This window comes from Aliinostoc sp. HNIBRCY26 (genome assembly GCF_050235535.1).
Taxonomy (GTDB): domain Bacteria; phylum Cyanobacteriota; class Cyanobacteriia; order Cyanobacteriales; family Nostocaceae; genus Trichormus.
Genome location: NZ_CP189852.1, coordinates 5,444,998 through 5,457,453 on the forward strand (window position 1 = coordinate 5,444,998; position 12,456 = coordinate 5,457,453).

Genomic DNA, 12,456 nt, shown 5'->3' on the forward strand with positions numbered 1-12,456 from the left:
ACCACAAAGAGTTAAAAACTTTAAGTCTTGCATAACATTACATTAGTAAAAAATATCTAGAAACCAAAATAAACAAATGGTGGTACAGTATTTGGCCCTAATCTAAAAACTGTATAGAGGAGACTAGATATCAAGATTGTTTGTAGAATTAGATTAGATTTTGCCAGGATATTTTGTAAGTAATTACTAAATTTATCTCCATAAAAGTTCATGACAAATATGATGATAAAGGTTATGTATAATTGCCAGACATTAAATTGCGATCGCATCTCTATATTTGATGACATATTTACCATCTGCTGCAAGAACTTTAAAGATGTTTCCCAGTTGGAAGTATTGAAGAATATCCAACATAAAGTCACGTAACTGAAGGTCAATACACAAGCAAATGTAGGTCTAAATATAGATGTAATTCTTTGAAAATAAAACCGTAACCAACCAATAAATACTTGCCCGTGACTAATCTTAGAGGCAACAATAATGTGATTATTTAATGAGTCTTGATGAGATGGTTTTCGGTTTTTAATATTTTTAATTAAATCTTGCCAAAGGTGAGTCACAACTAAACCAATTCCGTGTAAGAATCCCCAAATCAAGAAATTTAAACCCGCACCATGCCAAAAACCACCAATTACCATCGTCATCAGCAAATTAAAATACTTTCTCAAATTACCTTTGCGACTTCCACCCAAGGAAATATATAAATAATCTCGTAACCATTGCGACAGACTAATGTGCCATCTCCGCCAAAAATCCTGTAAACTTTGCGCGCAATAAGGCATATTAAAATTTGGAACTGGTGGAAATCCTAAGAGGCTAGAAATAGCATTTGCTAAATCCGAGTAGCCACTAAAATCAACGTAAATATAACAAGAATAAGCTAGTGCAGCGAGAATTAGGTCAAAACTGGAATATTGTTCTGGTATTTGAAAAGGTGATTGGATGAAATTAAACAGAAAACTTGATAATGTATATTTTTTAAACAGCCCAGAAATTATTAATATCACGACTCTTTCTGTCTGATAGTTATATTTTTCATCACTGTTTAACTGCTGATAAAATTCTTTAGCTCTAGCTATAGGCCCTGAAGCTATTTGAGGAAAATAAGTAATATAGACTAGATAATCTAAAAACTTTGGGCAGGGAAGTTGATTTTTGTAGGAGTCAATTAAATGGGAAATAATGCGGAAGGTGTAGAAAGAAATACCGACTGGAACTAATACAGATAAAATTTGAATGTCGCTCGAAATTTTGAGTATATTAAAGATTTCTTGTAAAGAATCTATGAAAAAATTATAGTATTTAAAGAAGCCCAAATAACTTAGATTCAAAAGTATGCCAGAAATTAGAAACGGAAGTTTGTTTTTATTTGTATTTATGCCTTCAAGAATTAGATAATTAATGATGATGTTTATAGTTAATAGTTCTAAAAATTTTAATCCAAAAAAAGAATAAAAAATTACATTAACAAGAAGAACAAAGTATTTATAGGTATTTACGTGCTTTTTTAAAAGACTACTACAGGCAAATGTAATGATGAAGAAAACTAAAAATTCGTACGTAGGAAATAACATTTTTCAAGTGTGAATAGCTGGCTGTAATACTTAGAAAATTTAGAAAAATCAAGTTACTCATGAATTATTATGAAAATTAAGTAACCGAAATAAGATAAAACTAGGTGTATCTTATCAAGAATGTATTTAATTTTATAATTAAGGATATTGCATACTAAATTTTCTATTCCTAAGTAAAATAATAAAATTTTTTGAATATTTGTAGTTATTATTAGGAATGAAATGAAAGCAGGTAGAATGCAGGAAATATTGCTTACATCGGAGGAAATTGGTAATTTTATGATGAAGCTATTAGTTAATATTAAGTATATTGTGCTTCACAATAATAGATTTTGTCTTCCGTGTATTCACTTGATCGAAAATCACTAACTAATTAAATAAATTCTACTTTTGCGTGAGGATACTGCACCTATTAGCTTGAGAAGAGGGTAATTAGTGATAACTATAAGAAATATTACATAAATGCAGGTGTGATATATTTGAAATTTGGAGCTTAAAAATCCAATCCAAAAATTAAAATGCTAAATCTTAAGTTGAAGTATTGAAGATAAAATATTTTTAGATTTTTCCATGCCTTTTAAAGTCGTTATATCCTCCCATCGAATTATTTAAACCTCTAGCTTTAAACTCATTTTGACCAGTAACAGTATCAATAAATGTAATGGATAGAAAATATAGAAAAAATAAGTTCTTCTACCTTGTTCATAATTTGCTAACTTAAAAAGTATAGGTGCAAAAATAGTAAGAACCTGGGCTAAATTACCTGTATCACTTGATATTATTTGCCATAAGTATAAAATGTGTAACCCTATCCAAAGACCTACCCCTATCAGCCAATTGGAGCTAATTGTCATAAGCTTGACGAGATAAATTAATACTATTCCATAAGCCCCATACTCTAAACCTGCACCTTCAGCCAATATAGTTGCAGGTAGCCAAACTAGAATTTGGAATTTAGGTTTCAATCTCGCTATTCTTAGACAAATTAGAGCTAAGGATAATGTAAATAAAATATTGAGAGAAGTTGAATTAGATACATTCGTATATATACTTTGAGAAATAATACCTAAAATGATTAATCTACACAGATACAGCCAAAAATTGCGCGTGTGAGATTCTCCTTGAACCAGTAACCAAGCAAACAAAGGAAAGCTCAGGCGACCAATCAAATGGAGGAGAAACAAATATCGATTCATTTCATGATTCTGAAAAATATATGCAATGTGATCCCCCAGCATTAGCGTAGCTGCTAAAACTTTAATTTGGTAGTTATTCATGTTAAAAATTTAGGTGTAGCTATTGACAGTAAATATATTTAGATATAAATATATTTTTATACTAAAAAATGCGGTTCCGCTAGGGGAAAGCTATTGCCAGTGAATTTTTAATCAAGTTGTGCGTGAAAATTTCCTCAAGTCTGAGCCACTCCGCAAAAATTTCTGGTGAAAAAACTGATCTGGTTGGGGAAGAAACCAGGATAATGAAGCATAATTAACCTTTATAGCTTGGAGTTGCTATCAGCCAAAATGGTTCATACTCAAAGCTTGTGATTCAACTTAATTAATTGACTATGAGTACAGCAAATATTGCGCCAGCTATACGTGTGGGAGTATTGGGTTTCGGTGGACTCGGACAAGCCGCCGCTAAGGTGTTGGCTGGGAAACGGGAAATGAATTTAGTCGCAGTCGCAGACCAAAAAGGTTATGTTTACGGGGCGACTGGTTTGAATTTTAAAGACTGCATTGCTAGCTATCAGTCTCAAGGTTCAGTGGGTTATCTAGAACCTATCGGCAATTTAACCAATAACAGTATTCAAGACTTAATCGACAGCGCGCAACCTGTAGATGGTTATTTTTTGGCATTACCTAACCTACCCAATGATTTTATTCCTTCTGTTGCCCGTCAGTTTATCCAATCTGGTTGGCGTGGTGTGCTAGTGGATGCGATTAAACGCACTAGTGCAGTAGAACAGCTAATTGCAATGAAAGACGAACTGCAAGCAGCCGGAATCACCTACATGACAGGCTGTGGTGCAACACCAGGGCTATTAACCGCCGCCGCCGCCTTAGCCGCCCAAAGCTACGCGGAAATTCACAAAGTAGAGATTACCTTTGGTGTAGGTATTGCCAACTGGGAAGCTTATCGTGCAACTGTGCGGGAAGATATTGGGCATATGCCAGGTTATACAGTAGAAGCTGCACGCGCCATGACTGATGCCGAAGTCGAAGCACTACTAGATAAAACTAACGGTGTGTTGACCTTAGAAAATATGGAACACGCTGATGATGTGATGCTAGAGTTAGCAGGAATAGTAGATCGCGATCGCGTTACTGTGGGTGGTGTAGTCGATACCCGCAACCCTAAAAAGCCCCTCAGCACCAACGTTAAAGTCACAGGACGCACCTTTGAAGGGAAGATTTCTACCCACACTTTCACTTTAGGTGACGAAACCAGCATGGCTGCTAATGTCTGCGGCCCCGCTTTTGGTTATCTCAAAGCTGGCATACAATTACATCAACGTGGCATTCATGGTATATTTACAGCCGCCGAAATTATGCCCCAGTTTGTGAAATAGATAAGTAGCATTGCTACATAAGTGATGTTCTCTCCCGTTATACCGCTAGGTTAACGGGAGCTTTTAATTTATGACATTTTATATTTGATTATGCCTGCCTACTTATGAGAATTCAAATATTCGGAAAAATAAGTCATGTTAATGAAGTAGGTGGTTAACCAATTTTTAAATATCTACTTTTGTTATTTTTATATTTCTGATAGGTGAGATGCACCTAAAGCTCGTAACGCCCTTTGCTTTGTATTTTTTGAATATAAATTAAATTAAAAAATAAAACCTCTACCTTTTGACTGGTTTAAATTTATTTTTTTATATAATTACGTCTGCCTTTTTATAGTGTTTTAAACATAGATATTTTTTTAACTTAAACGAAGTGAACACAATTATTTAGCAAATTTAATTTGGCGTTGACTTTTTTACTTGGTGAATAAAATCAAAAATAATTGGAATCCATAAAAAATCACATTCACCTTGGTGACAAATAGATGATAATCTTTTAGGAGGGCTTTATGACTTCTACCAATGTTAATCCCGTAGAACAAGCCGCAGCGAATTTTCAGCAATTAGATATAGACGATCGCCTGGTAGTATTGGGTGCATTGTTCGACCAAGTTAGTGATACAATCTCCACCAGTGACATAGATAAATTACCCACACAAAAAGCTGCGGAATTAGTAGCCCAAATTCAGCAAGTTTCCCCAGAAGAACAAATTTTTGCCTTGCGTGATTTGCTACTAGCTACCAGAAATGATCAAGATGAAACCATGCTAGATCCCCATCCGAGTAAAGCGATGGTGGAATTAGCGCAAGGTGGCACAAAAATTCCCACAGGCGAATATGGCGCACTTAAAGCTGAAGAGAAATTAGCTTTTTGGTATTACTTAGGACAAAGATTAGGCAGCACCATTATCGATATACCAAACGACTACATCCCCTCAGACCAAGCTACAGAAGTTTTAAGCAGTCTGCAATCATTAGACACGGATGATTTAGTCTCTTTCTTGAAACAAGTGCTGCAAACTCAAGTCTAAACATAAAGAATTTCAGTGTTGCTGAAGACGGGGAAACTAGGTGCTTTACCTTGTTTCCCCTTTTTTTGGGAATTGGGCATTGGGCATTGGGCATTGGGCATTGGGAATATCATTCTTCCTTGTCCCCCTTGTCTTCCTTGTTTTCATTGTCCCCAGTCCCCATTCCCCAGTCCCTATTCCCCATTCCCAATCTTTTGATATCTACCCAAGGCAATTAAGGGGAAATATTGTTGGTAATAGTGGTATTTCAGATAAAAGTGACAAGGGAAACCTGTACCAGTAAAGTCGGCTTCAAACCAGCTACCATCTGATTTTTGAGTGGATACTAGATAATTCATTCCTTTTTCTAGAGACTCACGGGCGAATTTACCGGTGGCTTCTCCGGCTGCTATTAAGCCAATAATTGCCCAGGCTGTTTGGGAGGCGGTGCTGCGTCCTTTACCTTTGAGACTAGGATCATTGTAACTGCGGCAGGTTTCACCCCAACCGCCATCAGGGTTTTGACAGCTAACTAACCAAGCTGCACCGCGTTCGATTTGACGTTGATATTTTGTTGGTGAAATCGCAGCTAAGGCTGAGAGTACACCACTTGTACCATAGATGTAATTTACACCCCAACGTCCAAACCAACAACCTTCTGTCTCTTGTTCGTTTAATAAATAATTTAACGCTCGTTCTAGGTTGTGGGGTGCAATGGATAAGTCGCATAAACCCAGCATTTCTAAAACTCTAGCGGTGACATCGGCTGTATTGGGGTCAATCATTGCTTTCAAATCACCGTAGGGTATGGCGTTGAGCCAATCTTGGTCATTGTTAATATCAAAAGCTGCCCAACCACCGGGTTTACACTGCATTGACTCTACCCACTTCAAGGCGCGATCGCAAGCCATCTGTTTCAATTGTTCATTAGGTAGCTTGGCGGCGTGCAGTGCCATGACTACTACAGCTGTATCATCGACATCGGGATAAAATCGATTGTCAAACTCAAATGCCCAAGCACCCGGTTTTCCTTGGGGATTTTTGACCATCCAATCACCATAGTCCAGGATTTGCTTTTGTAATAACCATTCTCCCGCTTTAGCGATCGCTGGATCGTCTGGAGCTATGCCAGAATCTATAAATGCTCGTATTACCCAAGCTGTATCCCACACTGGAGAAACACAAGGCTGCACACAGTAACTATCTTCTGTCTCAATAGCAAAGTTATCAATGGCTTGCAAACCCCGTTCCACGATGGGATCATTGACGTGATAATTTAGACACCGCAAAGCCAACATAGAGTTAAGCATAGCGGGAATAATTCCCCCCCAGTCACCTGTAGCTTCTTGGCGTTCTAAGATCCATTGTTCTGCGGCTTTGAGACCTTCTTCCCGGAAGGGAATAAAATTAAAACTTTCGGCTAATTTAAATCCTGCATCAAGGGTGAGAAATAAATCTGTCCAGTCATTACTGCGGGGTAACTCCCACTGAACATTTTCTACACCTTCTGCATATAACTCATCAAGATTGATGCTGGGATTAGTGACAAAAACAGGTTTTTGGTCAAAGACAATTAACAACGGGACAGTGCTAGAACGCGCCCAACTTGACATTTCATAGATATTCACCGGAAATTCTTTTGGTAATAGCATCACCCAAGCCGGGAGAGAAGGCAAACCACGCCAGTCATAACAACCCACCAAAGCCAAGTGAAACTTAGTAAAGATGCGAGTTTTACTAATGCCGCCCCGTTGGAGAATAAAATCTCGCGCCCGTATCATATCTGGGTCATGAGCCGGCACACCCAGCAATCGTAACGCCATATACGCCTCAACAGACGTACTCAATTCACCACCATCATCATAAAATAATTCCCAACCTCCGTGCTGCCGTTGCTGGGAACGCAGATATGCTTCTATTTTATGCAGAGGTCTAGTTTGATCAGTTCCCCAAATTTTATGGAGTAAAACCACCTCAGCCGTGATAGTCACATTAGACTCCAACTCAGCCCACCAGTAACCAGCCGGATTTTGCAGTGATAGCAAATATTGTTGACTAGCTGCGATCGCTTCTGCAAGTTGATTGACTTGTACCCTGTTTTGTGTCTGCATTAAATACTACTCAATATTTTCGCGATGAATACGGCAGTACGGAGAAAAAATTTTTCCCGCATTTAGCAAATATTGTATTGTGTTTGAGGGATTTATTGGAAATGGGAATTGGGCATGGGGCATTGGGCATGGGGAATGGGGCATTAAAGTAAAATCTCCCTTGTCTCCCTTGTCCCCCTTCCCTCCTCTCCCCATTCCCCAATAATCATCAACTAGGAGCAATATGGGTGCATTTATCTTAGGAATCACATTATTATCTTTATCAATTTGGTTGGGATTATTAACTTTGCGGGGGCAATTTTGGCGGGTAGATACGCAGTTAGAGGCGGTTGAGCCTGTGTTAACATCCTTACCTAAAGTGTGTGTAGTCGTTCCGGCGCGCAATGAGGCGGAATTGTTACCGATTACACTGCGATCGCTTTTACTTCAAGACTACCCTGGGGAGTTTCATGTCTTCTTGGTAGATGATCATAGTACAGATGGGACGGCTGCTTTTGCTGAAGGGGTTGCCCATGCTGTTGATAAAGCGCAACAGTTACATATTATTTCTAGTGCATCTTTACCGCCTGGTTGGTCGGGTAAACTTTGGGCGGTAGAACAAGGGATTCAAAACGCTACAAAATTAGCACCAGATTATGTTTTCCTTACTGATGCAGACATTGAACATGATGTCAATAATCTGCGGCGATTAGTTGCCAAGGCTGAACAAGCAGATTTAGATTTAGCTTCTATTATGGTGAAGCTGAGATGTCAAAGCTTTTGGGAAAAACTGTTAATTCCTGCATTTGTTTTCTTCTTTCAAAAACTCTATCCCTTTCGTTGGGTGAATAATCCTCAAAATAAAACGGCTGCGGCTGCTGGTGGTTCTATTCTAATTCGCACTACAGCATTAGAGAGAATTGGCGGTATTTCAGCCATCCGTCAAGCTTTAATTGATGACTGCGCTTTAGCGCAAGCTGTAAAGTTGGGTGTTAGTCAACAGTCAACAGTCAACAGTCAACAATCAAGAAAAATTTGGCTGGGTTTGAGTTCGTTGACTCGCAGTCTGCGCCCTTATCCATCTTTGCAAACAATTTGGGATATGGTGGCGCGGACTGCATATACTCAATTAAATTATTCTCCCTGGTTACTGTTGGGAACTGTGGTGGCGATGACGTTGATTTATTTAGTTCCGCCTTTGGGTTTACTTATAGGTGCATTGCTAAAAAATCAATTCATTGCACTCACTGCTTTAATTGCTTGGTTGTTGATGACTTTAGCTTATTTCCCGACAGTGCGTTTTTACCGATGTTCATTTGTATTTGCTTTGAGTTTACCTGCGATCGCTTTTCTCTACACCTTAATGACTATAGATTCTGCATTACGTCATTGGCAAGGACGAGGTGGTGCGTGGAAAGGTAGAGTTTATCCAGGTTAAACCAAAATAATCTTAATGACAATTTGGCGTACATTACGTTTGCGATCGCTTTTTCAAGTGCCTCCAGCCGGGGAGACAAGGAGCGTCCGCAGTTGCTCGTAGGGGAAACTCCCATGAGCAATTGCGGAAAGCAAGTGGCTTGAATTTAGGGGTATCTAAACTGATTTGATACATTATTCATAACTTTTCAAATATCCTCTTACCCTGTTCCCTGTTCCCTACCTACGTAAGTAGAATGGTGTAGATAATTCAAATTTTGTAGTGAGGACTTTAGTCCTCTAATAAGGACTGTTCGCGGAGCGTTCCCGAAGGGTAGTCCTTACTACTAACTAGCTACCATTTTTTTTAAATTACTTCACATAGTTTGGTTTTTTCAATTCGTTCTACTTAAGTAATTTCAATAAACAAGTCGGATTTCTATATTTTAAATTATGGCGTTAGTAACGGTTTTTAACTTTGCAGGTCAAAATCTTCAGGGTCGTGACTTCAGTGGTCAAAACCTGACAAATGCGGACTTTAGTAACTCTGATATTCGCGGGGCAAATTTTACCAACGCTATTCTCAAAAATGCTAACTTTCAAAATGCCAAAGCTGGTATTAAGAATGATTGGGCATTTTTCTTACTCTTAGTCGCCTTTTTACTATCCATAATATCAGGAACTTTTTCAGGGTTCTCTGGCACTTATTTAATAACTTTTATATTTAGAACTGCTCCTGATATTAATATTTACCTATTTTTGTCGTCACTTACCGCACTGACAATTTTTTTTATTGTTAACATTTTTCGAGGGATCAGAGCAGCTTTAGGAACAGTTGTAATTATCAGTGCGATCGCGGGAGCTTGTTGTGGAATATTTGCTGGTACATTTCCTCAAGCAGTAGTGATTCCATTTGTCACTGGTTCTTTTATGATTGCTATTACGGTTGCTTTCCTCACGGGAGTTATAGCTTGCACTATTGCTGGCATAATTGCTATTTCCTTCATCGCCACAATAGTTATTCTCAGTTTAATTGGCATTATTCCTGGCTCTCTGGTAGTAGCAAGAATGGCTGTGAGTATGGGACTTTTTACAGGAGATATTACCAGTGCTTTTATTGAAAGTTTTCTTGGTGCTATTAGTGTAACTATTTTTGTGATGTTACTCAATAGTTATGTCGGTTGGCAAGCTATAAATCTCCATAAAAAATACGACTTAATTGTAAAGATTGCTGTTGCATTAGTCAGCCTGCGCGGTACTTGTTTGAAAAATGCTGATATCAGTTCAGCTAATTTCGCTCACGCTACTCTCCGCAATATAGACATCAGAAATGCAACTCTGACTCACTGCAACTTTTATGCTGCTAAACAACTTGATTATGCTTTGTTTGGTGACACAATTTTAAAAAACCCAAAAGTCCGCAAGTTACTAATATCTAAAATCGGCGCGCATCAAGATTTTGTCGGTTGTAATCTGAAGGGCGCAAACCTGACAGATGTAGATATGAGTTATGCTAATTTTAGTGAAGCAGATATCAGCGAAGCTAATTTATCAGGTGCAACTTTAGAAGGGGCAAATTTAACAAAAACTCAAGCCGTTAAAACAAATTTCCAGCAGGTAAATTTAACAGCAGCTTGTTTGGAAGCCTGGAATATAGACAACACAACTCAACTAGAAGGGGTGATTTGTGACTACGTTTATCTGTTAAATAATCAACAAGAACGTCGCCCTAGTAGTGGGGAATTTGCACCAGGAGAATTTACTAAACTATTTCAAGTCGTCATCAATACTGTTGATTTAATTTTTCGCAAGGGCTTAGATTTACAAGCTTTATCTGCGGCTTTAGCAAAAGTAAAAATGGAAAATGAAGATATCCCTTTAACAATTAAAAGTATTGAAAATAAGGGCGATGGTGTTGTAGTTGTGCGGGTGGATGCACCAGAAACAACGAATAAAGCGAAAATTCATGCTGAAGTTATGCAAAATTATGAATTTGCTCTGCAACAGTTAGAAGCAAGATATCAGGCGGAATTGAAAAGTAAAGATGAACAGATTACCCTGTATCGTCAACATCAAGCAGATTTAAAAGAAATAATGCAAATGATCGCTCCCCGTCCGCAACAAGTGACACCAGGGCAGCTAGTAGTTTTAAAATTAGTACAAGGTGATTTAAATACAGGATTTTCCGTTATCTTAGAGATTAGCTTAGAAGGCGATCGCCCATATTTTCAATCTCATGGACAATTACCTCCAGCCTCAGAATTAGCCTTAGCTTACCATCAATGGCAAACTGCATATCGCCACAGCTTACAGGGAAATGCACGCATCAAGTTTCCTGAAATGCAAGTTACCAACATTAGCCAAAGAGAGTTATTCAAAGAATGCGATAAATTAGCCTATGCTGTCAACAAGCAGGTGAATTTATGGTTGAATTCAGAATTATTCCGTCCCGTTAAAGAGCAACTACTCGAAAAACTCAATCCCTCCGAATCAATTCGGATCATCTTGCAAACAGAAGATACCCTATTACGCCGCATACCCTGGCAAATTTGGGATTTTTTTGACCGATATCCTCAAGCAGAAATTGCTCTTGCTGCAACTAATTATGAAAGAAAAGAAAAATACCAAGCTGCAAAATCTCACATCAAAATATTAGCGATATTGGGAGACAGCACTGGTATTAATACACAAAAAGATAAAATGTTTCTAGAAAAATTGCCTCATGCCGAAGTTCAGTTTTTGATAGAACCACAACGCCAATTACTCAATGACCAACTTTGGCTACAACCTTGGGATATTTTATTTTTTGCTGGACACAGTTTTAGTCAAATTGACCAAAAAGTTGGACATTTCCACATTAATCAAAATGAGAGTTTAACTATTGCTGAATTGAAAAATGCCATCACCAAAGCTATTAATAAAGGTCTAAGTCTAGCAATTTTTAATTCCTGCGATGGCTTAGGATTAGCAGCTAATTTAGCTGATTTGCATATCCCGCAAATGATTGTGATGCGTGAACCAGTACCCGATAAAGTAGCACAAGAATTTTTAAAGAATTTCCTCACAGAGTTTTCAAGTGGTAAACCTTTATATCAATCCGTGAGGGAAGGACGCTTAAAATTACAAGGTTTAGAAGATGAGTTTCCTTGTGCAAGTTGGCTACCAGTAATTTGTCAAAATCCAGCAGAAATTCCTTTTACATGGTATTAGCAGCAGGATGTTTAGTTAAGTTGTGTATATGGGAAGACTGAACATAATCCTTCTATTCCATACTACAAAAGTAGGTTTTATATTTAAGAAAGTTCATGAAATATGAAAATACTCCCCCATGATACATTTACCATTACGACACCTGACTCAGTAACTATAGTTAGACAAAGACTGAGTCAAAAAGTTGAACCACAAAAAGCATTTAGATTTTCTAGAAACCACGCTCCCTATGAAGGCAGTATTTCTGAAGATGGTTTTCAAATTAGTCGAATAATTCACTACCGTAATTCATTTTTACCAATGATTCGGGGACAATTTGAAGTGCAATCCCATCAAACTTTGATTCATGTGCAGATGAGTATACATCCTTTTGTGATGGCATTTTTAGGATTTTGGTTTTTCTTCTGGTACAGTGCAGTTATTCCCATATTATTTACTGGTGCTATACCTAATCACATAGCCCCAATATTTATAGGTATGCCTATACTAATGTTATTTATCTGCTGGGGATCTTTTTGGTATGAGGCAAAGCGTAGTCGCACTGAATTGACGCAAATTATTCAAGGACAAGTGTAATTTCA

At 37.9% G+C, this 12,456-nt stretch carries 8 protein-coding genes; 5 read left to right on the forward strand and 3 right to left on the reverse strand.

The genetic code is table 11. From position 1 onward, the window contains the following. Positions 1-56: 56 nt before the first annotated feature. Positions 57-1,331: an MBOAT family O-acyltransferase gene (locus ACQFX9_RS23075; protein ID WP_427158788.1), complete on the reverse strand. Its 1,275-nt coding sequence runs from the start codon at positions 1,329-1,331 to the stop codon at positions 57-59. 851 nt (positions 1,332-2,182) lie between these two features. Next, a complete protein-coding gene (locus ACQFX9_RS23080; protein ID WP_427158790.1) occupies positions 2,183-2,851 on the reverse strand; it encodes a TraX family protein in 669 nt (222 codons plus the stop codon). 293 nt (positions 2,852-3,144) lie between these two features. On the opposite strand from ACQFX9_RS23080, the gene bioU reads away from it, so the two are divergent. Then, positions 3,145-4,149, forward strand: a complete 1,005-nt coding sequence (gene bioU / locus ACQFX9_RS23085; RefSeq protein WP_427158792.1) for a (S)-8-amino-7-oxononanoate synthase BioU — start codon at positions 3,145-3,147, stop codon at positions 4,147-4,149. A gap of 509 nt (positions 4,150-4,658) precedes the next feature. Further along, positions 4,659-5,180, forward strand: a complete 522-nt coding sequence (locus ACQFX9_RS23090) for an orange carotenoid protein N-terminal domain-containing protein (protein WP_427158793.1) — start codon at positions 4,659-4,661, stop codon at positions 5,178-5,180. A 173-nt stretch (positions 5,181-5,353) separates the two neighbouring features. On the opposite strand, the gene shc is transcribed toward ACQFX9_RS23090, so the two are convergent. Further along, positions 5,354-7,270, reverse strand: a complete 1,917-nt coding sequence (shc, locus tag ACQFX9_RS23095; RefSeq protein ID WP_427158794.1) for a squalene--hopene cyclase — start codon at positions 7,268-7,270, stop codon at positions 5,354-5,356. 223 nt (positions 7,271-7,493) lie between these two features. Between shc and ACQFX9_RS23100 the strand changes: the two genes are divergently transcribed. The 3 genes from ACQFX9_RS23100 to ACQFX9_RS23110 all read left to right on the forward strand — a co-directional run bounded on the left by ACQFX9_RS23100 (position 7,494) and on the right by ACQFX9_RS23110 (position 12,451). Next, positions 7,494-8,687, forward strand: a complete 1,194-nt coding sequence (locus ACQFX9_RS23100) for a glycosyltransferase (RefSeq protein ID WP_427158796.1) — start codon at positions 7,494-7,496, stop codon at positions 8,685-8,687. A 431-nt stretch (positions 8,688-9,118) separates the two neighbouring features. After that, the gene (locus ACQFX9_RS23105) at positions 9,119-11,875 is read left to right on the forward strand and encodes a pentapeptide repeat-containing protein (RefSeq protein ID WP_427158798.1); all 2,757 of its coding nucleotides are present in this window, start codon (positions 9,119-9,121) and stop codon (positions 11,873-11,875) included. Positions 11,876-11,977: 102 nt separating this feature from the next. After that, on the forward strand, positions 11,978-12,451 hold the full coding sequence (locus tag ACQFX9_RS23110) for a hypothetical protein (protein ID WP_427158799.1): 474 nt from the start codon (positions 11,978-11,980) through the stop codon (positions 12,449-12,451). The last annotated feature ends 5 nt before the right edge of the window (positions 12,452-12,456 follow it).